The following is a 25,349-nucleotide window of genomic DNA, read 5'->3' as shown; positions in this document are numbered from 1 at the left end:
TCAGCAGACAGATGAGCGCGTCAGCGCGTGGACCTGAGTCTACGCAGAAAGAGGAACAAGCGCCGTCAGTGCATGGAACTGAGTTTATACAGAAACGAGAAAGGACACCCGTTTGCCTATGTACCATTTTATCATCAATCCAAATGCAGGCTCAGGCAGAGGATGGAAGGTATGGAGAGCCATCGCCGGTTATATGGATCGGCACAATATTGAATACGAAGCGGTTCTGACAAACGGGACCGGTGAAGCCAGAGAAGCGTCCAGGGAATTGACCAAGGAAGCAGGAAAGCCGTGCTTCCTTATTGTTGTTGGCGGAGACGGCACCATGAATGAAGTTTTAGATGGAGCTTCCTTCCATGGTCCTTTAAATCTGGGCTATATCCCGGCAGGAACAGGAAATGACTTATGGCGAAGTCTTCATATGCCGGCAAGTCCTGTGCGGTGTCTGAAAAAGCAGCTTTACCCAAGGCACTTCTCCGTGATCGATTACGGCGTTCTTTCTTATGGAAAAGGAGAACCATTTCACAGGCGGTTTTTAGTTAGTGCCGGAATCGGCTTTGACGCAGCTGTCTGTCAGGCGGCCCGCGATTCCAGACTTCGCAGCCGCTTAGGCCACATGGGTTTTCGCAGGCTTTCTTATCTGCTTCTTGGTATCAGCCAGTTTTTTAAATGCCGTTCTTCCAGGGGATATATTGTTTTGGATGGTGTAAAAAGGGTAGAATTTAATAATATCCTGTTTATATCTTGTCATATCCAGCCTTCAGAAGGCGGCGGCTTTGTTTTTGCACCAAAGGCAGATGGAAAAGACGGGCTGATGAACATTTGTGTAGTCAGCTATGCCAACCGGTTGAAGCTGATCCCGCTTCTTTTAAGCGCTATGACAGGCAGAAGAAAACGTTATAAAGGGCTCAGGACCTACGAATGCCGGGAAGTGAGAATACATACAGATGCCTCTTTTCCGGTTCATGTAGACGGAGAAGTATGCGGCAATGTAAATGATATACAGGCTGAATGTATACCACGGAAAGTGCGGATGATGTTCTGATAACGTGGCTCGCCTGATAAAAAGTATTTTATACAGATCAGATGTCCTCTCGGAGTCTTTCCTGTACCTGCCTTTGTGGCCGGTTTTTTGCCAGTCGCATTCGGATTTCATCACCGTACGCACCGCGTACGCCTCAGAAATTTGGGTACAACTGACAAAAAAACTTCTCACAAAATCAGGCACAGAAAGATTCCGAGAGAACATATCAGTTATAAAGGAGACATGAAATAAATGAGGATTGGACAGGGATATGATGTACACAAACTGGTAGAGGGAAGAAAACTGATCCTTGGCGGTGTAGAGATCCCATATGAGAAAGGACTTTTAGGACATTCCGATGCGGATGTTCTTGTTCATGCAGTTATGGATGCTCTGCTGGGAGCAGCAGCCTTAGGGGATATCGGACAGCATTTTCCGGATACAGATCCAGAATATGAAGGCATTTCCAGTATTGAACTGCTGAAAAAAGTAGGAGAACTGTTAGAAGAAAAGGGTTATATAGTGGAAAATATTGATGCCACTATTATTGCCCAGCGCCCTAAATTGTTAAATTACCGTCCGGCAATGGCTGAAAACATTGCAGAGGCTCTTCATCTGGATGTATCCAGAGTCAGCGTAAAAGCTACCACAGAAGAGGGCCTTGGCTTTACAGGGACAGGCGAAGGAATCTCATCCCAGGCAATTACATTATTGACGGAAGTAGCTGATTACTGCTATGATAATAAAATAATAAATGAAGGCTGTGGGGGCTGTGGAGGCTGCTGTGGTCCTCAAAAGTAAAGTTTAAGTGATAAAAGGGATAGCATAAATAAATGTGCGTATGAAAAAGCGCGGAAATGAGGAGGAATTATGAAGATTTTTAATACTCTCACAAGAAGAAAAGAAGAATTTGTCCCATTAACACCGGGACAGGTGAAAATGTATGTATGCGGACCTACGGTTTACAATCTGATCCACATTGGAAATGCAAGACCGATGATCGTATTCGATACAGTACGCCGCTATTTTGAGTACAAGGGATATGATGTACAGTATGTATCCAACTTCACTGATGTAGATGACAAGATCATCAAGAAGGCAAATGAAGAAGGCGTAGATGCAGAAGTTATCTCCAAACGCTATATTGAAGAGTGCAAAAAGGATATGGCAGCATTAAATGTAAAGCCTGCTACTGTAAATCCACAGGCAACCCAGGAGATCCAGGGCATGCTCACCATGATCCAGACACTGATCGATAAGGGACATGCTTACGTTGCAGATGACGGAACTGTATATTTTAAGGTAAAATCCTTTAAAGAATACGGCAAATTATCCCATAAGAATTTAGATGAACTTCAGTCCGGCTTCCGTGAATTAAAGGTAAGTGGTGAAGAAGTAAAGGAAGACCCAAACGATTTCGTTCTTTGGAAGCCGAAAAAAGAAGGAGAGCCTTACTGGGAGTCTCCATGGTGCCAGGGACGTCCAGGCTGGCATATTGAGTGTTCTGTTATGGCAAAGCATTATCTTGGAGACCAGATCGATATCCATGCAGGCGGTGAAGATCTGATCTTCCCACATCATGAAAATGAGATCGCACAGAGTGAATGCGCAAATGATAAGACCTTTGCAAACTACTGGATGCACAATGGTTTCTTAAATATTGATAATAAGAAGATGTCTAAATCACTGGGCAACTTCTTTACTGTTCGTGATATTGCTGAGAAATATGACCTGCAGGTACTGCGTTTCTTTATGTTAAGCGCACATTACAGAAGCCCGATCAACTTCAGCGCAGAACTGATGGAGGCTTCTAAGAACGGATTAGAGCGTATCATTACGGCAGTAGACCGCTTAAAAGAACTGGATGCAAAGGCAGAAGGTGCTGCTGAGACCTGTGCAGAGCAGGAAAAGATGGTGGAAGTACAGAAGCTGCGTGAAAAATATGAGGCAGCTATGGAGGATGATTTTAACACAGCAGATGCTGTTTCCGCTATTTTCGAGTTGGTAAAACTTGCTAACTCCACAGCAGATGCTTCCAGCACCAAATCCTATATTTCCTGCCTGTTAAAGGAAATCGAACAGTTATGTGATGTTTTAGGCATCATCACAGAGAGAAAGGCAGAAGTCCTTGACAGCGAGATCGAGGAAATGATCGCAGCAAGACAGCAGGCAAGAAAAGACAGAAACTTTGCTCTTGCAGACGAGATCAGAGGAAAACTTCTGGATATGGGTATTGTCCTAGAAGATACCAGAGAGGGCGTAAAGTGGAAGAGAGCATAACTTTAAAGGCCTTTCTGGAATTTTATAAAAAGACAATGGAAATGGGCCCTGTAGATGCAGGGACCTATTCTCCTTTGGTACTGGCATATATTGGAGATGCAGTTTATGAAGTAATGATCCGTGCCAAAGTAGTGAACAAAGGCAGTATCCAGGTGAACAAGCTTCACAAAAAAAGTGCAGAGCTGGTCAAAGCAGGTACACAGGCTGCCATGATCCATCTTTTAGAAGAAGATCTGACAGCACAGGAACATGCAGTATATAAAAGAGGACGTAATGCTAAATCCTTTACCATGGCAAAACATGCTACTATGGCAGATTACCGTACAGCAACTGGTTTTGAGGCACTGGTTGGCTGGCTGTTCCTTGAAGAACGATTTGAACGTCTTACACAGCTTGTGAGCACAGGGCTTGAAAGAATTGGTGCATTGGAAATGAAAACAGGATCACCAGAACAAAAAGGAGAGTCATAAATGAGATACGAAGAACTGACTATAGAAGGCCGCAATGCCGTATTAGAGGCATTTCGTTCCGGCAAGACCATTGACAAGCTGTTTGTATTAGACGGCTGCCAGGACGGCCCTGTAAGAACCATTGTCAGAGAAGCTAAAAAGTACGATACTATTATCAATTATGTTGCAAAAGAACGCTTGGACCAGATGTCTGAGACAGGAAAACACCAGGGTGTCATTGCCTATGCTGCTGCTTATGAATACGCAGAAGTAGAAGATATGTTAAAGCTGGCAGAAGAAAAGGGAGAACCGCCTTTTTTATTCCTGCTTGACGGGATTGAAGATCCCCACAATCTGGGTGCTATCATCCGTACTGCCAATCTGGCTGGCGCACATGGGGTTATTATTCCAAAGCGTCGTGCAGTAGGCCTGACAGCTACCGTTGCAAAGACATCGGCCGGCGCGTTAAATTATACTCCGGTTGCAAAAGTTACAAACCTGACCGCTACAATGGAAGATTTAAAAAAGAGAGGTCTCTGGTTTGTATGTGCTGATATGGGCGGCGATGTGATGTACAAAATGAACCTTGCCGGTCCTATGGGACTTGTGATCGGAAATGAGGGGGAAGGCGTCAGCAAACTTGTAAAGGAGCACTGCGATATGGTAGCATCCATTCCTATGAAGGGAGATATTGATTCCCTGAATGCTTCTGTTGCAGCAGGTGTGCTGGCTTATGAGATCGTGCGCCAGCGTCTGGCTAAATAAGTAGTACGGATCGCTTTGGTATACGGCAGAACAAGGAGTTGAGCAGTTTTGGAAAGAACAAAAAAGATAACAGCTGCCTTACTGGCAGCAGCAACAGTAATAACATCAGGTCAGGCATTTCTTATGACCGGTCTGGCAGCACAGCAGAATTCCCGGACTACCATTGAAGATACACAGGTGCCTTTGTATAGCAAACCGGCAGGAAGCCATGTGCTGACACCTATTGCTTCCGGTGTGACAGTATATAAAAATGATAAAGCCACTTTGGATGCATCGAATACAGCTTCCGGCTACATTATGGTGAAATATACCGGCAGTGTTGGCAAGATTAAGGTACAAGTATCAAAAAGTGGTTCAGAGACTTACACTTACGATTTAAACAGCAGTGGCACCTATGAGGTATTTCCTTTATCTGAAGGAAATGGCTCCTATCAGGTAAAAGTGTTTGAAAATATCCAGGGAACCCAGTATTCCCAGGCGTTCAGCCAGAGTCTGGATGTAAATATCACAGATACCTTTGGACCGTTTTTATATCCCAATCAGTATGTAAACTTTAATCCTGCCAGTGCGGCTGTGCAGAAGGGAGCAGAACTTTCATCTGGAGTTACAGACCAGATCGGAGTAGTTACCGCCATTTATAATTACGTTATTAACAATCTGACCTATGATACAGCAAAAGCACAGTCTGTACAATCCGGATACCTGCCTAATGTAGATGTGGTCCTTGCGCAGAAAAAGGGCATCTGCTTTGATTATGCGGCTTTGATGACAGCTATGCTGCGGTCTCAGGATATCCCGACCAAGCTGGTAGTAGGATATACAGGAAGCCTTTACCACGCATGGATCAATGTATTCCTGGAAGGTCAGGGATGGGTGGACAATGTGATCTATTTTGATGGTCATGACTGGAAACTGATGGATCCTACATTTGCTTCTTCTGGAAAGCAGAGCAAGGAGATCATGCAGTATATTGGAAATGGTGGCAATTATAAGGCAAAATACAGCTATTAAAAGCTGTAACGAATTACAGGGGGAAATGCAATGGCAGATTTAGAAAAAAAAGATGAGAAGACCAGACAGTGGCGCTCCTATTCCTGCAGCCAGCTGTCTGCGTTCTGCCTGCAGATTTCTCTGCTTCTGGAAGCGGCAGTACCTTTAGATGAGGGATTTTCCATTATGGCAGAGGATGCTGAAGATGAAAATGAAAAGAAAATGCTTCTTTATATGGCAGAGGGGGCAGAACTGGGAGATCCTTGTTTTAAGGTATTGGAAGATACAGGCGTATTTCCGGCCTATGTGGTCCGCATGGCAAAGCTGGGACAGGAAACAGGTACTCTGGATCAGATGATGAAATCTCTTTCTGACTATTATGAGAAAGAAGACCGTCTGATCAAGGCAGTGAAAAATGCTGTGACTTATCCGGCTATGATGATCCTTATGCTTCTTGTAGTCTTATTTGTCCTGTTTGTAAAGGTAATGCCTATTTTTTCAAAGGTCTATGAACAGCTGGGGGCAGAAATGTCACCTGTGGCACAGTCCGCTATCCGGTTGGGTGGGATTTTCAGCGGAGTGGCTCTTGTTTTAGTGGCACTGATCGCAGTGGTGGTTGCGGGAATGAGTATTGCAGCGAAAATGGGTATTCATGTGAACTTTATCCAGAATGTGATCCGCCAGATAAAGAATCGCAGCAAGATTGCCCAGGCCATTGCAAAAAGACGTTTCACAGCTGTTCTTTCCCTGACATTAAGAAGCGGACTGGAATTTGAAAAAGGCCTTGAACTGGCAGGCGGGCTGGCTGAAAATGATGTGATATCAGAGCAGCTGAAAAAATGCTCTGAAAAGCTGGAGCTGGGTGAAAGCTATTATGATGCATTAAAAGAAACGGGTATGTTCTCTGGCTTTTATATCCAGATGATAAAAGTAGGTACCAGAAGCGGCCATCTTGACAGTGTAATGGAAGAGATATCTAATGACTATGAAGAAATAGCGGACACAGCCATTGACAATATGATCGCAAGATTTGAACCCACGATCGTGGCAGTGCTGGCAGTATCTGTAGGTCTGGTGCTTCTTTCTGTTATGCTTCCTTTAGCTGGAGTACTTTCAGCTATCTGATGCATTCTGGCAGACTGGAGGAACCTATGAAAATAAGAGTAAGTAAAGTTAAAGAGGATAAAGGGGAGCTTAGAGGGCTTTTGTTATCCTTTTTGCTGCTTTTAGCAGCAGTTGCGGCTTTTGGGACCGGTTCTCTGGGTTTTTTAAACAGAACTGGTGAAAGGAGTCAGGAAACACTGCGTAAAGCCATTGCAAGGGGCTGCGTACAGTGTTATGCCATTGAAGGAAGATATCCGCCAAGTGTGGAATATCTGGAAGAAAATTACGGGGTCCAGATTGACCATGATAAATACAATGTGTTTTATGACGGATTTGCTTCCAATATCATGCCGGAGATTACTGTGATCCTGGCAGAACAGGAGGACGCTGTAAAGTGAAAGAAAAGACACAGACAAAGGGATCGGCCATAAGCGGTCTTTTTACCATGCTTCTGTTTCTTGTATTCGTTTTATGCGCCCTTTTTTCTGTTCTTATGGGAAGCAGGGTGTATGAAAATATCATAAAACGAAGTGATGCCAATTTTTCAGGCACCACTGCAATAAGCTATATAGCGAACAAAATACGTCAGGGTGACAGAGAAAATAGTGTGGATATAATAGAAGTAGACGGTACTTCTGTTTTACAGCTAAAACAGCAGGTTGGGGAAGAAAAATACCACACATGGATCTACTGGAAAGACGGCAGCATCCGGGAACTGTTTACAGATGAGAACAGCGGTCTGGGTCTGGATGACGGCCTTGAGATACTGGAATGCGCCGGTCTTTCTATGGAAAAAGAGAAAAATACCATCACACTGCAGACATTAGGCGAAGGTGCAGCGGGCTTAAAACTTTCATTAAGAAGCGGAGGAAAGGATGCCAATGAGCAGAAATAGAGGGTCTGGTTCCGGACCGTTTTTAATTGAAATGGTGATAGCTGCAGGATTTTTTATGCTTTGCGTGGCAATGTGTCTGTCTGCTTTTGTGCAGGCAGATCGTCTTAGCAAAAACGGACGGGATCTTAATCGCGCAGTTCTGGCAGCTGAAAGTCTGGTAGAAGAGGTAAAGGCGGGAAATACAGAAAATTTTGGTAATTCCGTGCCTGATGACAATTTTCAGAAGATATTTGAAAAATGGAAAACTGGAGATCCGGATGCAAATGCAATGTATCAGTCCATAGAAAGCAGCGAAGATATCCATACATACCAGGTAGTATGGGATAAAGAGTGGAACTGTTATCCTGATACGGGAGAATTGGAAAAAAATGGTAAAAAACTGGCTTATGCCGGAGAGATCATGACAGGCATGAAAGACCAGATGAAAGAGATTGCAGTGGTCATTTTTGATTATGGAACTTCAACTGACCATGGAAGTGAAATTTTCCATATTTTTACAGAACAATATGTAAAACCGTAGTTTTTTTGCCTTTCTGAAAAGAAAAGATATGATGTGAGTGTCAAAAGTAAATTTTGCCACTCACTGATGTAACCGGATTGCTCCATTGCTATGCAATTCCCGCAATCCTCGAACACCTCAAACTCCCATAAAATGGCGTGTTCACACCATTTTATTTCGTTTTCGGTGTTCGGCGTGTCAATAAGTATAAATTGCTTATTTGTGCGAGCACAAACGCAATTTATACTTTTGACACTTACATCAAGATATCGAAGTTTATCATAGAAAGCAGGTGGGAGAATGGCTGGACAGGCAGTTAAACATAAAGTAAATATCGGTCTGACATCACTGATACTCATTTTTATCATCCTGTGTCTGGCTACCTTTAGTCTGCTGTCTTTAAGCAGTGCCAGAGGAGACCAGAGTCTGGCGGTCAGAAGCGCCAAGGCTGTGACAGAGTATTACCGGGCAGATGCACAGGGGGAAAAATGGTTAAAGCAGGCCGATGCCATTTTGCAGAAAGAAACCATAGGAGTTATGTCCCAGGACGAGATAAAAACCCTGGCCGGGAACGTAGCTTTGGAACTTGGCTGTAATGTGAATGAGAAAACAGGGTACATCAGTACAGACATTTCCATGGAACGAGGACAGGCGCTGCACATTGATCTGGCTCTTACAGGGAATGAAAACAGGTACGAAGTAAAGTCCTGGTATGTATATGACAGCGGTAATTATGAGATTGACGATTCTATGCCTGTGTGGGGTGGAAATTAGCCCTTTTGCAGGTCAAAAAGTTTAAAATAAAGAAAAGTGGGAATGATAACGGGAGGAAGAGTAATGGAGGTAATGGAGCTTCTTACACAGGCTGTGGAACAGAATGCAGCGGATATCTTCCTGGTTCCCGGTATGCCTTTTTCTTACAAGATCGGCGGACGTATCATCTGCCAGGGCGAAGAAAAGATTATGCCGGATGAGATGGACCAGATGATAACAAGAATATATGAGATTGCAAAAAACAGGAGCATGGAGCGGATATTAGCCCATGGGGATGATGATTTTTCTTTTGCGATCCCTGGTGTTTCCAGGTTCAGGGCCAATATTTTCAGACAGAGAGGTTCTCTGGCAGCAGTCATCCGTGTAGTACGGTTTGAACTGCCGGATGCAGGCCAGTTAAATCTGCCGGATGTGATCATGGGAATAGCAAAGCTTACCAGAGGCATGGTGCTTGTAACTGGACCTGCAGGAAGCGGTAAAAGCACTACACTTGCATGTATCATTGATGAGATCAATAAAAACCGCAATGCCCATGTTATTACGTTGGAAGATCCTATTGAGTATCTTCACAGGCACAAAAAGAGTGTTGTTACCCAGAGAGAGATCGCAACGGATACGGACAGCTATGTTTCAGGCCTTCGGGCTTCCCTGCGCCAGGCACCGGATGTGATCCTGCTTGGGGAAATGCGTGATCATGAAACTATCAGTATTGCCATGACTGCAGCAGAAACAGGTCATCTGATCCTGTCAACATTGCATACACTGGGAGCAGCCAATACCATTGACCGTGTGATCGATGCATTTCCGCCAAGCCAGCAGCAGCAGATTCGCACCCAGCTTTCCATGGTATTGGATGCAGTGATCTGTCAGCAACTGGTGCCTACACTGGACGGTGGGGAACGCCCTGTTTTTGAAATCATGTTCTTAAATAATGCTATCCGGAATATGATACGTGAGTCAAAGACCCACCAGATCGACGGCATTATTTCTACATCCCAGGAAGAGGGGATGGTATCCATGGACAATAGCCTCCTTGCTCTTTACAGACAAAATGTGATCAGCAAGGATACAGCCATTATCTACAGCAGCAATGCAGAACTGATGGAGAAGAAGATGGCAAGAATATAAAAATTGTAAAAATCTGGAAAAACCGGTAAAAATTTGAAATTGCCCCGGAAATTTCTGGAAACTCCTTGCTGGATAGAGTGTGTTTGTTCAGGAAGGAGTTTTTATGAAAACAGATAAAAGAAAGATAGTTATTGTAGGCACGGGAATGGTAGGCATGAGCTATGCATACTGCCTGCTAAACCAGTCAGTGTGTGATGAACTGGTATTGATAGATGTGGATAAAAAACGGGCAGAAGGCGAAGCCATGGATTTAAATCATGGACTTGCATTTGCTGGTTCCAGCATGAAAATCTATGCCGGGGAATATAAGGACTGCCAGGACGCAGATCTGGTGGTCATTGCAGCAGGAGTGGCCCAGAAACAGGGGGAGACCCGCCTGGATCTTTTAAAGAGAAATACCCAGGTGTTCCGTTCTGTTATCGAACCGGTGACAGCTTCTGGCTTTAACGGCATATTTCTGGTAGCTACTAATCCAGTGGATATTATGACCCGCATTACATGCACATTGTCTGGTTTTAATCCCCGCCGGGTTTTGGGAAGCGGTACTGCCCTGGATACAGCAAGACTCCGATATCTTTTAGGAGAGTTTTTGCAGGTTGATCCCAGAAATATCCATGCCTATGTGATGGGAGAGCATGGAGACAGCGAATTTGTTCCTTGGAGCCAGGCATTTCTGGCAACTAAGTCCATTTTAGAACTTGACCGGGAACTGGAATCTTCCCTGACCACCCATTTATTCCGTATTGAAGAAGAGGTGCGCACGGCAGCTTACAAGATCATTGAGGCAAAGAAAGCAACTTACTATGGCATCGGTATGGCACTGACCCGCATTACCAAGGCTATTTTAGGGGATGAGCACAGTGTTCTTACGGTATCTGCCGTGCTCAGAGGCGAATATGACCAAAGGGATGTATTTACCGGTGTTCCTTGTATCCTGAATCAGAACGGGGTACAGAGGATATTGCCGTTGTCATTAACGAAAGAAGAAAAAGAAAAATTTGACGCATCCTGTGATATACTAAGAGAAGGCTACGAAGGTATCTTATAACACATTTATTTATGAAATTGATCCTGTTGTCCGCCTGCGCGGGCTGGTTCAGGATGAATAGATATACATGAGGAGAAAATGAAAATGAAGGTTTTATTATTAAACGGAAGTCCAAGAAAGAAAGGATGCACCTACACAGCACTGAATGTAGTTGCAGATGCATTAAAGGTAGAAGGAATTGAAACAGAAGTATTCCAGGCCGGTGATCCGGATATGGAAAATGTAAAGGCAGCAGCAGCTAAATTAAAAGAATCTGATGCATTAGTAGTAGGTTCCCCTGTTTACTGGGCATCCCCAAGCGGTCAGATCATCGAATTTATGGACCGTCTGGCATCAGTAGCAGGAAAAGATATGCTCTATAAACCGGCAGCTGCCGTAGCTTCCGCCAGAAGGGCCGGAACTACTGCTACTTTAGATGTGCTTACCAAATATTTTTCTTATCACCAGATGCCGGTCGTATCTTCCTGTTACTGGAACATGGTACACGGAAATGCACCAGAAGAAGTAATGAGAGACGAAGAAGGAGTCCAGATCATGCGTGTCCTTGGAAAGAACATGGCATGGCTGTTAAAATGCATCGAAGCAGGAAAGAAAGCTGGTGTGGCTGTTCCAGTGGCAGAGGATAAGGTCAAAACTAATTTTATCCGGTAATCAGATAAAGTATGTAAAATAAAATTGGGAGATGGATCAGAAGTGGTTCATCTCCTTTTTTGATAATCCAAAAATCCCCCTTGCCTAAATGAATATAAAATGCTATAGTAAAACTAAGCTTGATGTTTCTATTAGTTCTAAAGGCATTCGCCATTTTCTTTTGCAAAAAATCTTAGAAATCTTCAATGCTTAAAATCCAACAACAAAGCAGAGAGGATTCCAAGATGATAAAGGCAAAAGGAATCCTCCAAAGAAGTAAGGAGGACAAAATATGGTAAAAAACAGAAGTGTGAAAGAAACAGGGATTATTACAGATGTACCAAATGCAGCACGGAATTACAAAGACCGTATCTTTCGTATGGTGTTTAGGGAAAAGAAAGCACTTTTAGCATTGTATAATGCTATGAATGAAACGGACTATGAAAATGAGGACGATCTAAAAGTAACCACATTGGAAAGTGCCCTTTATCTAGAAATGAAAAATGACGTTTCATTTGTTTTATATGATGAATTACTGCTATACGAACACCAGTCAACGAAAAATCCTAATCTTCCCCTGCGCAACCTGTTTTATGTATCGGATGTATATTCAGAGCTGACAAAAGACCTGTTCTTGTATGGAAGCGTTCCGGTACAGATCCCGGAGCCGAAATTTGTGGTGTTTTACAATGGTCTGGAAAATATGCAGGAAAGAGAAGTCTTAAAACTGTCCAGCTTATATGCGAAGAAAGCGGAACACATAAGCCTGGAACTGGAAACATTAGTATTAAATGTAAATGTAGGCTATAATAAAATATTAATGGAGCGATGCAGACAATTAAGCGACTATGCCCAGTTTGTAAGCGAAGTCCGGAAACGGCTGAGTAAGAAAATACCACTGTCAGAAGCAGTGAACGAAGCCGTAGAGGACTGCATCCAAAGAGGGATTCTTGCAGAGTTCCTGAGCAAAAACCGTGCGGAGGTGATCAAAGTGAGTATTTATGAATATGACGAAGAAAAAGTAAAGCGGATGTTTAAAGAAGAGTGCATGAAGCTTGGAATGGAGCAGGGCAAACAGCTTGGAATAGAGCAGGGCAAACAGATTGGAATAGAACAAGCAAGAGTGATTTTTCGTCTGTATATCTCTGGAAAATCAGAAGAAGATATCGCCAGAGAAACTGGTGAAACCATTGAAATGATCCATAAAGTTTTGAAGGGATAATGATCATATATGGATTAATACATAGGGAGATGAACTTGATGTGGTTCATCTCCTAAAAAAATATTATAGTATTTTTTGATTGAAAGACATAATAAAAAAGCAGAAACCTTTGATACCCAAAAGCTTCCACTCTTTCTTAAGCTGCTGACGGGAATCGGACCCGTGACCTCCGCACTACCAATGCGACGCTCTACCGACTGAGCCACAGCAGCAACTATATGAAATTTGCCGGTTCTGATGAAAATGAAAAGCTGCTGACGGGAATCGGACCCGTGACCTCCGCACTACCAATGCGACGCTCTACCGACTGAGCCACAGCAGCATTTCTTGTTCGTCAGAAGCGAACCTCATATATACTATCATGAGGGATAGCTTTTGTCAACGGGAAAATGAAAAAAAGTTCAAAAAGTGCTCAAGCAAGCAAGCTTGCAATATACTTTCTCATTCAAACCGGTGCATGGCTGAACTATAAACAAGTAATAATGATACAAAAGCTGTGACTTTACTACAGCCGGAAAATGTGATATGATTTTAAATAATTATGATGACAGATCACGGAGGAACATTTATGGCAGAGAAAGATATGGTAATAGAGACCGAAGAAAAAGAGCCGGTTTCCAAGAACTTTATAGAGCAGGAAATTGACAAGGACCTGGCAGAAGGGGTTTATGACCATGTCCAGACCCGTTTTCCACCAGAACCAAACGGTTATCTGCATATCGGACATGCCAAGTCTATTCTTTTAAACTATGGACTGGCACAGAAATATAATGGTAAATTCAACCTGCGTTTTGATGATACAAACCCTACAAAGGAAAAAAGCGAGTTTGTAGAGTCGATCATGGCAGATGTAAAGTGGTTGGGAGCAGACTTTGAGGACAGACTGTTCTTTGCATCCAACTATTTTGAGAAAATGTATGAGTGTGCTGTTTTTCTTATTAAGAAGGGAAAAGCATTCGTCTGTGACTTAAGCGCAGAGCAGATCAGAGAGTACAGAGGCGATTTCAATACTCCAGGTAAGGAAAGCCCATACAGAAACCGTTCCATCGAAGAGAACCTGCGTCTTTTTGAGGAGATGAAGGAAGGCAAATATCAGGATGGCGAGAAAGTTCTGCGTGCAAAGATCGATATGGCTTCTCCTAATATCAACATGAGAGATCCGGTCATTTACCGTGTGGCTCATATGCACCATCACAATACAGGTGATAAGTGGTGTATCTATCCGATGTATGACTTTGCTCATCCGATCGAAGATGCTGTAGAGCACATTACCCACTCTATCTGTACTTTGGAATTTGAAGATCATCGCCCTCTTTATGACTGGGTAGTAAAAGAGTGTGAATTTGAGAATCCACCTCGTCAGATTGAGTTTGCAAAGCTGTATCTGACTAATGTGGTTACAGGAAAGCGTTATATCAAGAAACTGGTAGAAGATGGTATTGTAGATGGCTGGGATGATCCGCGTCTGGTATCCATCGCTGCACTGCGCAGAAGAGGTTATACACCAGAGTCTATCAAACGTTTTGTAGAGTTAGTTGGCGTTTCCAAGGCAAACAGCTCTGTTGATTATGCGATGCTTGAATACTGCATCCGTGAAGACTTAAAGCTTAAAAAAGCCCGTATGATGGCTGTTTTAGATCCTGTAAAACTGGTGATCGATAACTATCCGGAAGGCCAGGTAGAAGAGCTGGATGTTCCAAACAACCTGGAAAATTCAGAACTGGGAAGCAGAAAGGTTCCATTCAGCCGTGAAGTTTATATCGAAAGAGAAGACTTTATGGAAGAACCGCCTAAGAAATATTTCCGTATGTTCCCGGGAAATGAAGTACGTCTTATGGGTGCTTATTTTGTAAAATGCACTGGCTGTGAAAAAGATGAAAATGGAAATGTAACTGTAGTACATGGAACCTATGATCCTGAGACAAAGAGCGGTTCCGGCTTTGAAGGCAGAAAGGTAAAAGGAACAATCCACTGGGTAGCTGTACCAACTGCAAAGAAGATCGAATGTCGTCTCTATGAGAATATCGTAGATGAGGAAAAGGGCAAGCTGAATGCAGACGGAACCCTGAACTTAAATCCAAATTCTCTTACAATCTTAAAAGAGTGCTATGGTGAGCCTGCTCTTGCACAGGCGGAAGCCTATGACAGCTTCCAGTTTGTAAGAAATGGTTATTTCTGCGCGGACTGCAAGGACAGCACTAAGGAAAATCCTGTATTTAACAGGATCGTTTCTCTGAAGAGTTCTTTCAAACTGCCGAAATAATGAAATGAAGCAAAACAATGAGGCTCTCTGGAAACAGAGAGCTTTTTACGTTGTGAAAAAGGAGACCATCATGGAATTAATGGTGCCTATTGAAAATAAAGACGATACGCCTCTTTATGAGCAGATCTACACCTATATTAAAGGAGAGATCCGCGCAGGAAGGCTTCGCGCCGGAAGCAGACTGCCTTCTACCAGGATCCTTGCAGGCAATCTTCATGTAAGCAGAAGTACCACCCAGTTGGCTTATGAACAGCTGCTGTCTGAGGGGTATATAGAGGCACTTCCCTGTAAAGGTTATTTTGTCTGCCAGATCGAAGAATTGGTAGAGGTAAAATACCAGGGAGAGCTAGAGGAAAAAGAAGAGCAGGATGACCTGAAGCTTTTTCCATGTAAAGTGGATTTTTCTCCAAGAGGTATTGACCTGGACAGCTTCCCTTTTAATACATGGAGAAAATTGAGCAAAAATACCCTGGTAGATGATAATAAAGATATGTTTGCAGTGGGAAATGCACAGGGCGAATACAGCCTGCGCCAGGCCATAAGGGATTATCTTCATTCTGCAAGAGGTGTCCACTGCCGGCCGGAACAGATCTTAGTAGGTGCAGGAAGTGAATATCTTTTAATGCTTCTTTCACAGCTGATCGGGAGAAACACAGGAATTGCCCTGGAAAATCCTACTTATAAGCAGGCGTTCCGTGTATTTGAAAGTTTGGGACATCCAGTTTTTCCGGTGTCCATGGATCGTTGGGGAATGAACGTAAGAGAACTTGAAAAAACACAGGCAGGTATTGCTTATGTTATGCCGTCTCACCAGTATCCAACCGGTATCGTTATCCCGATCAAAAGAAGGCAGGAGCTTTTAAAATGGGCAAAAGCAGAAGAAAGCCGTTATCTTATCGAAGATGATTATGACAGCGAGTTCCGCTACAAAGGCCGTCCGATCCCTGCTCTCCAGGGAATGGATGATAGCCAGAAAGTGATCTACATGGGAACCTTTTCACGTTCCATTGCGCCTGCGATCCGAGTTGGTTTCATGGTCCTTCCAGAGTCTCTTTTAGCCTTATACAGGAAAAAAGCGGGATTTTATGCTTCTACTGTATCCCGTATAGACCAGAATATCCTGACGCATTTTATTACAGAAGGTTACTATGAACGCCATTTAAACAGGATGAGGGCAGTTTACAAAGGAAAACATGATACATTGTTAAATGGCTTAAAAGAACTGGAACCGGTTTTTGATATACAGGGAGAATACGCCGGGATCCATGTGCTTCTAACCCACAAAAAGGGAATGCCGGAAAAAAAGCTGGTGGAAACAGCTGCAAAGGCGGGGGTACGGGTATATGGAATGAGTGATTTTGTGATTGGAGAGGGAAAGAACCGCTTTCCGTCTACTGTTATATTAGGTTATGCCAGCCTGAAAGAAAAAGAGATCATCCAAGGATGCAGACGGCTGGTGCAGGCGTGGATATGATACAGAAAGTGATAAGAACATGAAACTGACTGAAAAACTGGAAAAAATTGGAAATAAAGCAACAAAACAGTGGGTGGCAGTGGCAGCTGCTTTTATACTGGTCTTTCCGGCGGCAGGAGCCTTTGGGACAGGAAATATGCCAGTGGCAGGAAGCCCGGCTTCCGGACAGGAGAAAGCAGAGGACACTGATATAACACAGGCAGGTAAAAATACGGGTGATAGTCTGTCTGAAGATCAACAGAAAACAACAGGAACTGAAGAGACAATAGAAGAACAATCAGATCCCTTACAGACCAAATACGAAGCAATGTCCCAGGACCAGAAACAGCTGTTAGAAGATCTTCGAAAGTCCATGGAAACAAAAGACATGACCCAGACAGCCAAGCTGTTAGATAAAAAGCAGGAAGTTCTGGCAGAGATGTTTTATGGAACTTTTGAAGGAATGCGGTTTCTTTATGACGGAAACGGTATTTCTGAAAATATAGAGGGTACAGGTCTGGTGCTTACCATGCCAGAGATCCTGTTTTACGGAAACTTTGAAAATGGACAGCCTCAGGGAAGCTGTCTTGCCCTGCAGTTTATTAATGTAGACAGCCCCAGATATAATTATTCTGATGGTATCTGGGAAAATGGCAAAATGAATGGTCAGGGAACAACCGGTTACTGTTATTACGAAAATGTTCCCCAGGGAGAGTATGCCTGGGCTGTAAAAACAGGAGTTTTTGCAGATGACCAGATGGAAGGGGATATCACTTATGAGATCAAGGGAAGTGATGAGTCTATATCCCACTGGAACATGCTCATTTCCCAGGGAAAGATACAGTTAGATGACCGCTGGACCCATTTGGATGATATGGGAGAATACCAGCTGATGTCCTCAGATACAGTCAGCCATGCTTATCTCATTGCAGATGACCAGTTAGAGCAGCTTGTGTGGATGAATCTGTTAGGCTGGGAGTGAAATACAATGTAAAATATGGACAAATGCAGGGGAAATAGATTATAATAAAGTCTAAATGAGAAAACGTTTAAAGGCGGAAAAACTTCCCGCAAGATTAAGTACAAAAAGATTCCAGGAGTACATAGGATGTAAAAGGAGAAGCAGATGAAGTTCAGTGCCGTTTTGACGAAAAAACAGGCAGAAGAAATGCTTGTTTATTTAGGAGATTTATTTACAGAGGTCAGACTTTTAGATATAGAAGCAGTTAAGCATCTGGAAAAGAATTCCCTTTCTTTAAGGGCATTTTGGGAGAAATGTCAGAAGACAAGGCTGGAATATATAGATTCCAGGGTGTGCCAGAAGATTTCACGTTATGTGGAAATCGATGGACAGCCCCATGTGGTGGAGATCTTAAATGTTCTGGACGTTACAACAGAATCCTTTGAAAACGTAAGGGAACAGTTGACCGCAAAAGTGCGAGGCTATGACGAAGAATTGTACCTGGATGCCCTTACCGGTGCCTACAACCGCAGATATTATGAAAACCGCATCCGGAAAGTGAGAGGTCATGCAGGTGTGGCTATGATCGATCTGGATGATTTTAAGCTGTATAATGATACCTGTGGCCACAATGCAGGAGATTTTGTTCTTAATACAGTAGTAGGGAGCATCCGTGGATGTATATGTAAGACAGATATTCTGATCCGCTATGGCGGGGATGAATTTCTTCTGATCCTTCAGGATGTAGATGAAGAGATTTTTTCAAAAAAGTTAAAACAGATCAGGGATATGGTCTGTGAGGCAGAAGTTCCCGGATATGCCAGGCTGCGCCTGACTGTAAGTATTGGAGGTGTCCTTGCTGATAATGAGACCATTGAAAGTGCAGTAGCACGGGCGGACGGTCTGATGTACCAGGCAAAGAACCGGAAAAATATGATAGTAACAGAAAAGTCAGGTATAGACAGTGCGGAAGCCAAAGAACGGCAGCAGATCCTGATCGTAGATGATTCTCAGATAAACTGTGAGATCCTTGCGGAAATCCTGAAAGACGAATACCGGATATTGGAGGCTGCAAATGGAGAAGAATGCATTAATCTGCTAAAACAGTACGGAACCGGGATTGCTCTTCTCCTTTTAGATATTAACATGCCTGTGATGGACGGATTTGAAGTATTGGCCCTGATGAATCGGAAGCACTGGATCGAAGATATACCTGTGATCATAATCTCCAGTGAAAATAGCGCATCCTATGTAAGAAGAGCTTATGAAATGGGAGCTTCCGATTACATCAGCCGTCCTTTTGATGTACAGGTTGTACACCAGAGAGTGTCCAATACCATTAAACTATATGCAAAACAGCGTCGTCTGATCAGTCTGGTAACAGACCAGATACGGGAAAAAGAGAAGAACAACCAGATGATGATCAGTATCCTAAGTCAGATCGTTGAATTCAGAAATAGTGAAAGCGGCAGCCACGTTCTTCATATTAACATTATCACAGGTATGCTGTTAGAACGCCTGATGCAAAAAACAGATCAATATCATCTGCAGTGGTCTGACCAGTTCCTGATCACAACGGCATCTGCTCTTCACGATATTGGAAAGATAGGGATCGATGAAAAAATATTAAATAAACCAGGAAAGCTGACTAAAGAAGAATTTGAGATCATGAAGACCCATACGCTTATTGGCGCTTCTATGTTGAAGAGCATTGAAATGTACCAGAATGAAAAATTGTTGCAGGTAGCTTACCAGATCTGCAGATGGCATCATGAGCGGTATGATGGAAAAGGCTATCCAGATGGTTTAAAGGGGGAGGAGATCCCTATTTCGGCCCAGGTAGTGGCCATCGCCGATGTATATGACGCTCTTGTGGGTAAACGTGTATATAAGAAAGCATTTTCCCATGAAACAGCCATTCACATGATCTTAAACGGGGAATGCGGGGCATTCAATCCTCTTCTGTTAGAATGTCTTACAGACATCCAGAATAGATTGAAAGAGGAAACCAAGTCAGGTTTCAATAAAAAAGAAAATGAAGGGTTCTTTCCAAACTTGTCAGAGGAGATAAAAGAGGAGACGAAAAAGTGAAAAGAAACAGGATATTTTTAAGCCTCGGAATGGTTTTGCTTAGTTCTGTATTTATTCTTTTTACAAATATTGGGAAAAACAGGGCATTCTCTTATACAGAAGAGACTTTAGGATTTTTAAAAGAAAAGTGCCGTGGTTTTGATGCGCTGATGGGATCTATAGAGGAAGAAGAGACAAAGGCTGCAGTTCGTGGATATGTGGAAGAACTTCTTACAGGCAGTCAGTTAGAGATGAACGGGGTGATCCTTATTTGTAATAAAGAACAGGTACTCTGTTCAAATTATGATGACTACCGGGGAAGAGAACTGGACAAAGCGCCTTTTATCAGTGAGATAGAAGAAGGGGCACAGCCAGGGAAACTGCTGTCCCTGCATTATTATGGCTGTACTTACTACGGAAGTCTGGATCATGAAGGTGATTATGACCTGTATGTATTTTACCCATCTGATGAAGTATTCCATTTAAGGAATATTGCATTATTTTATGGAATCAGCCTTTATGCTGTTTTTTCCATTCTTTTTTTCTGGATACACAAAAAAGAGGAAAAAGAGCAGCTTATTCGGGAAATGGCATGTCAGGATAAAATGCTGACCTCAGATAAGGTGGATATGGACTGTCTGCCATCAGGAACTGTGACTTTGGAGCAGAAAGTTTTTGATCTGGAAAAACTGTTAGATGAGGTAAAACAGTGGGCAATTCCTCTTGCAGCAGAACGAGATGTTCTGTTTTCCAGTGAAACGATTAAGGCAGAACACGTAAAACTCTATGGAAGTCCGGTACATTTAAAGAAAATACTGACTAAGATTGTGGGAAATGCCATAAAAGACAGTCTAAGTGGCGAACAGGTAACTTTTTTTTGCAGAGAGACCGGAGCAAGTGGAAGAAAAGCCCGTTTTGAATTTGTATGCACAGATACTGGAAGTTCCTGCAGGGAAAATGAACAGGGACTTGCAGTGGCTATGGAACTGACAAAGCTGATGAATGGAGAATTCCATTTTTCGCATGATAAAGGGGATAAGGCTTTCTGCCGGGTGCGTTTTACCTTTATCATTAATGAGGAAAACAGGGAAGAGGAGAGACCTTTAGTTTCTGTCATAGGAAGAAAGATACTTCTGGTAGAGGACAATGAACTGAACATGGAGATCGCAGAATTTATCCTGCGCAAAGAAAGGATGGATGTAATAAGAGCGTGGAATGGAAAAGAAGCACTGGAACGTTTTGAAGCATCTGCACAGGGAGAGATATCTGTGATCCTGATGGATCTGGTAATGCCGGTAATGGATGGGTTTGAGGCATCCCGCTCGATCCGTGCATTGGAGCGGGAAGACGCAAAGAATGTAGTGATCGTAGCTCTTACTGCAAGTGATTATGAGGAAGATGCGAAAAAATGCCGGCTGGCTGGAATGAACGAACATCTGTCAAAACCTTTGGATACAGGAAATTTAATGCGTGTGATCCACAAATATATAAAATTTTAATAGATTCCTGACCGTTTGACCCTGGTATCATCACAATAAAGAAAACGCGCCGGACGGCGCGTTTTCTTGTTTAATGGATATATCACCTGACGGTGGTATTATCATAAATGTTTTAAACTGTATCTTCCTCAATGGTAGCGGTCTCTTTTACAGACTTCGAAACAGCTTCGGCTGCGTTTTCTGTGTTAATATCCTCTTCTGCTTTCAGAGAGCCATCTTCCCCCAGATCTTCACTTGCATCCGCATTAACAGAAACGGAGATTTCGCCGTCTTCGCCAGAAGTATGATCCAGACGTTCATAATCATAAAGATCATCGTCATCTACATAGTCATCATCTAAAAATTCATCTTCTGGTTCCATATCTGCTTTTTTGGTATCTTCCTCTTCAAAAAACTCATCTTTTTTTGCTTTCATGGAGTGAAGCGCAATATGTGCTGTATCAACAGCAGCAGAAACAGCTTCATGTGCTGTGTCAGAAAACAGATTGCCGGCATCTTTTAATACATTTTTTGTAGCAGCAGCCATATCTTTGGCAGCCATCTTAAATTCATCTTTGCTTGAATTTAAAGAAATGTAATTGCGGTTTAATTTACGCGGATCGTAAGTATCTTCCTGAACAGTATCGTCCTCGTCATCTTCCTCGTCTTCAAATTCGCGGAAATCCTTATCAAGTTCTTTATGGTAGATCTTATACTGGAGCACATAGGAAACACCGGCTGCTACAGCACCGGAGATCGCAGCAAATGCTACAAATTTTCCAAGACCTCTTTTAGCCATACAAATACCCCCTTCTTTTTTGAAATAGTGAAATAGTGTATGAATTTATGCATTAGTATGTCTGATTCTTATATTGTAATACGAACAGCAAAAAAAAGGAACTAAAAAATATGAAAAAAACAAAAGATTCACAAAAGAAAGATACAAATTGTTACAGTTCAGCGCATGACAGCTTCTTGTTTCCATATTTATGAAAACAAGAAGCTTGGTGGTTCCACCATATGCTGATTTGGATGAGAAAGTGCTTATGCAAGCAAACTTGCAACACACTCCTTCATTCAAACCAGCGCATGGCTGAACTGTAACTATAAATTAAAAAAATTAGCACTCACATCTTGATAATGGAAGTCGATTTTTGTCCTGGCTTGTGTATCCCGGAAGTGCCTGTTTTACAGGCTTTCCGGGGCGTCAGTCATTTTGTCTGGTATTGTGAAACAGTGTCAGATTTGTCGTAAATGTCGTAAATTTGTGGTCAAAAAATGATGAGAAATGGAGAGTGCTAATAAAATGAAATTAACGTATACAAATGTAAATGGATATCTGATTCCGAATCTCACCTATAAATCCGGAGAACAGATGGAGCAACTTGGCAAGTATGGTTTTCTTCGCAGAGATTATCTGAAGAATCATCGAAATTCAACCTATCAGGTGATGCTTTTACAGGATACAATTGGAGAACACCTTTTGGAAGTAGATAAAGCAGCAAGAGAACGGGAAGAAGTGATTCTGAAGCAACTGGAAGAAAAAGAACCACTGCCGGATAAAAAAGCAGATCAAATGGCATGGGTAAGAGCTGCTAATCAACACAGAGCGATTGCGGAAGAGATTATTCTCAAGGAATTGATTTATGTATAAGGATTGCCAGTAACTAATCTGGCAGGTAACTGATAAAAATAGAATATTGTGAGCGAAGTAAGGCGTGAGTCATAAGATATGGCTTGCGTCTTTTTCTTTTGAACTGGAAAGGAGGATGGGAGCATGGCACAGATTTTTCGTGTAGAGAGAACTAAGAATTTTACGGTAATGAGTAATCATCATTTCAAGAATAAGAATCTGACATTGAAAGCGAAAGGTCTATTATCGCTGATGTTAAGTTTGCCAGATGACTGGAATTACAATATGCAAGGACTGGCAACATTGAGCAGAGATGGGATTGATTCTGTTCGTTCTGCAATTAAGGAATTAGAGCATCATGGATATGTGGAACGTCATAGATTGCGTAATGAGTATGGCTTTTATGGCGATACCGAATATATTATCCGGGAAGTTCCATTAGGAGAAGAAAATGATTAAGTGGAGAAGAGAAGTGCCTAAGGGTGGATAGTCCAATTTTGGACAATCAGGTCATAGGAAATTTCTATCTCCGGACATCAGAAAATAGGAAAACCAGATATGGTAAATCCCATACTGGACAAACCGTTGCTATTAATAATCCATGTTATTAAATATGAATTATTAAAGAACCAGTAAATAAAATATCCATCTTATCAATTCACGTAAGTATTAATAGTATTGGATAAGAAAAGAAAGAATGAGGTATGATTATGAGAATGATGAAAAATAACAGAAATGAAACAGTTATGGTGATCGGGATTGATCATGGTTATGGAAACATGAAAACTGCCACCAGATGCTTTCCATCCGGTGTAGCCAGATATGACAAGGAGCCAATCTTTCAGAACAATCTTCTTGTTTACAATGGCATGTATTACCAGATCGGAGAGGAACACAAGGAGTTCTGTGCAGAGAAAACGCAGGATGAGGACTATTATGTGCTGACACTGGCAGCTATTGCAAGGGAACTGGATGGGAAAGGTATGAACCGGGCAACGGTACATATCGCAGCCGGACTTCCCCTTACCTGGGTAGCTACACAGAAAGAAGATTTCCAGAAATATCTTCTCCAGAATGAAAGCGTGGATTTTATATTCCGCAATAAAGAGTATCATGTAGAGTTTGCAGGAGCTGATATTTACCCACAGGGATTTGCAGCAGCCTTCTACCGCTTACAGGATTTCAAAGGAATCAATATGCTGGCAGATATTGGAAATGGAACTATGAATATTATGTATATCAATAATTCCCGTCCATTAGAGAAGAAATGCTTTACAGAGAAATATGGAACGCATCAGTGTGTGCTTGCAGTCAGGGAATCCCTGCTGAAAGAACTGGGAACAGTGGTGGACGATCTGGTGATTGAGCAGGTGATCCGTACCGGAACAGCAGATATTGGTGAGAAATATCTGACAGTCATTCGTAAAGCTGCCGGAGATTATACGAAAGAAATTTTCCATAAACTGAGAGAACGGGAATATAATCCAGAACTGATGCGCCTGTATGTGGTCGGCGGTGGCGGTTGTATGATCCAGAATTTTGGAGAATATGACAAGAGCCGGGTGACAATTGTACGGGACATCTGTGCCACAGCGAAAGGCTATGAAGCAATGACTGTAAGGAAAATCCAGAGAAACGGAGGGATGCTTGTATGAGAAAAGAACGGAAAATCATCAACACAAATATCCGTTTGAATCTTTGTGATGAACAGGACAGGCAGGCATGGGAATATTTGCAGACGATGGACAGGGAAAAATATAAATCGTACACCAGAGCAGTTGTAGTTGCTTTAAACGATTATTTTTCCAGAGAGTACAGGAATGAAGCAGATCCGTATCTGGAAACCAGAGAAAAGGAAGATGCTTTTCTGGAAAGAGTGGAAACAGCTGTCCGGGATGGAGTGAAAGAATCTGCCCCGATGGCTATAGCGAAGAATTTAATGGAAATGCTTGTACCGTTTGTAAAAGAATCGGTAGGAGAAAGTAAGCTGTCGGACAGAATACTAACAATGGAAAAAAAGGATGGAGAGATTACAGAAGATAATCTGGACTGGGCGAAAGAAGCTGATATGGATGCAGCACTGGATTTTGTAGATAGTTTTTAGTTGGCTGCAGAATAACAGTAACAGAGAATAAGATTGACAGTAAGGAACAGCTTTACAAAAACAGAATAGCAGAAAAAGACAATGGCAGTGGTGACATTTCAGACATTATGAATTGGAGAAATGTTTATGACTGCTATTTTTATGTCTTTTAGCAGAGCTGGAAAGAGATCCAGTAAAAGAAAGACAGAAATAACAGGAAAATATAACAGAAAAGCGTTGGTAGATGAGTGGATGGAACAAGCAAGGTGAAGAAAAGAATAGAGTGCCGGATACGGCACATGATTGTCCGATACTTCGCATCGGAGTGATGCACGAACAGCCTGTTTCAGAAAGAGAAAATCTATCGAAAGGGGAGCTTTTCTCTTTCTTCCACAGTCAGTTCCTGCACCACAAAACCACCGTCATCTCTATTTAGGCTGGATAACGCAGAGGAGAAATGTTACTTGACTGGTGCTAGTTCAGTGGTGGGGAGATGACAGGCAAGTTTCGCAAAGTGGCAAGCCACTATGCACCGGAGCCAGCCTTTGGGCTGTCCCTAAACTTGCCAGAGGGCTCCGCCCCTTGGAACCCCGGCACGTC

The 25,349-nt window shown here is 42.6% G+C and carries 25 protein-coding genes and 2 tRNA genes; 24 read left to right on the top strand and 3 right to left on the bottom strand.

Features of this window, described 5'->3' with window-relative positions:
• Positions 1-118 precede the first annotated feature (118 nt).
• The 15 genes from OGM16_01330 to OGM16_01260 all read left to right on the top strand — a co-directional run bounded on the left by OGM16_01330 (position 119) and on the right by OGM16_01260 (position 12,808).
• Positions 119-1,045, top strand: a complete 927-nt coding sequence (locus OGM16_01330; protein UYJ46952.1) for a diacylglycerol kinase family protein — start codon at positions 119-121, stop codon at positions 1,043-1,045.
• 231 nt (positions 1,046-1,276) lie between these two features.
• Complete coding sequence (gene ispF, locus OGM16_01325; protein ID UYJ46951.1) at positions 1,277-1,825, top strand: 2-C-methyl-D-erythritol 2,4-cyclodiphosphate synthase; 549 nt, start codon at positions 1,277-1,279, stop codon at positions 1,823-1,825.
• 69 nt (positions 1,826-1,894) lie between these two features.
• A complete protein-coding gene (gene cysS / locus OGM16_01320; GenBank protein ID UYJ46950.1) occupies positions 1,895-3,304 on the top strand; it encodes a cysteine--tRNA ligase in 1,410 nt (469 codons plus the stop codon).
• Entirely contained in the window at positions 3,289-3,774 is a 486-nt protein-coding gene (locus OGM16_01315; GenBank protein ID UYJ46949.1) for a ribonuclease III, read from the top strand. Before cysS ends, OGM16_01315 begins: the two co-directional genes overlap by 16 nt.
• A complete protein-coding gene (gene rlmB, locus OGM16_01310; protein ID UYJ46948.1) occupies positions 3,775-4,518 on the top strand; it encodes a 23S rRNA (guanosine(2251)-2'-O)-methyltransferase RlmB in 744 nt (247 codons plus the stop codon).
• A gap of 123 nt (positions 4,519-4,641) precedes the next feature.
• On the top strand, positions 4,642-5,529 hold the full coding sequence (locus OGM16_01305) for a transglutaminase-like domain-containing protein (GenBank protein UYJ48365.1): 888 nt from the start codon (positions 4,642-4,644) through the stop codon (positions 5,527-5,529).
• Between the two features lie 30 nt (positions 5,530-5,559).
• Complete coding sequence (locus OGM16_01300) at positions 5,560-6,633, top strand: type II secretion system F family protein (protein ID UYJ46947.1); 1,074 nt, start codon at positions 5,560-5,562, stop codon at positions 6,631-6,633.
• A gap of 32 nt (positions 6,634-6,665) precedes the next feature.
• Positions 6,666-7,010 (top strand): hypothetical protein, encoded by a 345-nt coding sequence (locus OGM16_01295; GenBank protein UYJ48364.1) that lies wholly within the window; start codon positions 6,666-6,668, stop codon positions 7,008-7,010.
• 47 nt (positions 7,011-7,057) lie between these two features.
• On the top strand, positions 7,058-7,507 hold the full coding sequence (locus OGM16_01290) for a DUF4860 domain-containing protein (protein ID UYJ48363.1): 450 nt from the start codon (positions 7,058-7,060) through the stop codon (positions 7,505-7,507).
• Positions 7,494-8,027, top strand: a complete 534-nt coding sequence (locus tag OGM16_01285) for a hypothetical protein (protein UYJ46946.1) — start codon at positions 7,494-7,496, stop codon at positions 8,025-8,027. Before OGM16_01290 ends, OGM16_01285 begins: the two co-directional genes overlap by 14 nt.
• Positions 8,028-8,306: 279 nt before the next feature.
• Positions 8,307-8,780, top strand: a complete 474-nt coding sequence (locus OGM16_01280; GenBank protein UYJ46945.1) for a hypothetical protein — start codon at positions 8,307-8,309, stop codon at positions 8,778-8,780.
• Positions 8,781-8,843: 63 nt separating this feature from the next.
• Positions 8,844-9,908, top strand: a complete 1,065-nt coding sequence (locus OGM16_01275) for a PilT/PilU family type 4a pilus ATPase (protein ID UYJ46944.1) — start codon at positions 8,844-8,846, stop codon at positions 9,906-9,908.
• A 103-nt stretch (positions 9,909-10,011) separates the two neighbouring features.
• Positions 10,012-10,956, top strand: coding sequence for an L-lactate dehydrogenase (locus tag OGM16_01270; GenBank protein UYJ46943.1), 945 nt, complete (start codon positions 10,012-10,014; stop codon positions 10,954-10,956).
• Between the two features lie 84 nt (positions 10,957-11,040).
• A complete protein-coding gene (locus OGM16_01265) occupies positions 11,041-11,607 on the top strand; it encodes a flavodoxin family protein (GenBank protein ID UYJ46942.1) in 567 nt (188 codons plus the stop codon).
• A gap of 271 nt (positions 11,608-11,878) precedes the next feature.
• On the top strand, positions 11,879-12,808 hold the full coding sequence (locus tag OGM16_01260) for a hypothetical protein (protein UYJ46941.1): 930 nt from the start codon (positions 11,879-11,881) through the stop codon (positions 12,806-12,808).
• A gap of 139 nt (positions 12,809-12,947) precedes the next feature.
• On the opposite strand, the gene OGM16_01255 is transcribed toward OGM16_01260, so the two are convergent.
• A tRNA-Thr gene (locus tag OGM16_01255) sits at positions 12,948-13,020 on the bottom strand.
• Positions 13,021-13,057: 37 nt separating this feature from the next.
• Positions 13,058-13,130, bottom strand: a tRNA-Thr gene (locus tag OGM16_01250).
• A 246-nt stretch (positions 13,131-13,376) separates the two neighbouring features.
• Here OGM16_01250 and OGM16_01245 point away from each other — a divergent pair.
• The 5 genes from OGM16_01245 (at position 13,377) to OGM16_01225 (ending at position 21,054) form a co-directional block, all read left to right on the top strand.
• Positions 13,377-15,071: a glutamine--tRNA ligase/YqeY domain fusion protein gene (locus OGM16_01245; GenBank protein ID UYJ46940.1), complete on the top strand. Its 1,695-nt coding sequence runs from the start codon at positions 13,377-13,379 to the stop codon at positions 15,069-15,071.
• 70 nt (positions 15,072-15,141) lie between these two features.
• Positions 15,142-16,545, top strand: a complete 1,404-nt coding sequence (locus OGM16_01240) for a PLP-dependent aminotransferase family protein (GenBank protein ID UYJ46939.1) — start codon at positions 15,142-15,144, stop codon at positions 16,543-16,545.
• A gap of 19 nt (positions 16,546-16,564) precedes the next feature.
• Positions 16,565-17,506, top strand: a complete 942-nt coding sequence (locus OGM16_01235) for a hypothetical protein (protein UYJ46938.1) — start codon at positions 16,565-16,567, stop codon at positions 17,504-17,506.
• Between the two features lie 144 nt (positions 17,507-17,650).
• Positions 17,651-19,576, top strand: coding sequence for a diguanylate cyclase (locus OGM16_01230; protein UYJ46937.1), 1,926 nt, complete (start codon positions 17,651-17,653; stop codon positions 19,574-19,576).
• Positions 19,573-21,054 (top strand): response regulator, encoded by a 1,482-nt coding sequence (locus tag OGM16_01225; GenBank protein UYJ46936.1) that lies wholly within the window; start codon positions 19,573-19,575, stop codon positions 21,052-21,054. The genes OGM16_01230 and OGM16_01225 overlap by 4 nt, the downstream gene beginning before the upstream one ends.
• 112 nt (positions 21,055-21,166) lie before the next feature.
• On the opposite strand, the gene OGM16_01220 is transcribed toward OGM16_01225, so the two are convergent.
• Positions 21,167-21,832, bottom strand: a complete 666-nt coding sequence (locus tag OGM16_01220; protein ID UYJ46935.1) for a hypothetical protein — start codon at positions 21,830-21,832, stop codon at positions 21,167-21,169.
• A gap of 507 nt (positions 21,833-22,339) precedes the next feature.
• Here OGM16_01220 and OGM16_01215 point away from each other — a divergent pair.
• The 4 genes from OGM16_01215 (at position 22,340) to OGM16_01200 (ending at position 24,770) form a co-directional block, all read left to right on the top strand.
• Positions 22,340-22,687 (top strand): TnpV protein, encoded by a 348-nt coding sequence (locus tag OGM16_01215; GenBank protein UYJ46934.1) that lies wholly within the window; start codon positions 22,340-22,342, stop codon positions 22,685-22,687.
• Between the two features lie 123 nt (positions 22,688-22,810).
• Complete coding sequence (locus OGM16_01210) at positions 22,811-23,125, top strand: helix-turn-helix domain-containing protein (protein ID UYJ46933.1); 315 nt, start codon at positions 22,811-22,813, stop codon at positions 23,123-23,125.
• A 251-nt stretch (positions 23,126-23,376) separates the two neighbouring features.
• Positions 23,377-24,321 (top strand): ParM/StbA family protein, encoded by a 945-nt coding sequence (locus tag OGM16_01205; protein ID UYJ46932.1) that lies wholly within the window; start codon positions 23,377-23,379, stop codon positions 24,319-24,321.
• The gene (locus OGM16_01200) at positions 24,318-24,770 is read left to right on the top strand and encodes a hypothetical protein (GenBank protein ID UYJ46931.1); all 453 of its coding nucleotides are present in this window, start codon (positions 24,318-24,320) and stop codon (positions 24,768-24,770) included. The genes OGM16_01205 and OGM16_01200 overlap by 4 nt, the downstream gene beginning before the upstream one ends.
• The last annotated feature ends 579 nt before the right edge of the window (positions 24,771-25,349 follow it).

It is taken from the genome of Lachnospiraceae bacterium, from assembly GCA_025758065.1.
Classification (GTDB): Bacteria; Bacillota; Clostridia; order Lachnospirales; family Lachnospiraceae; genus Enterocloster.
Note: the sequence above shows the minus strand (reverse complement) of the source record. Positions and strands in the feature narration are given on the sequence as shown.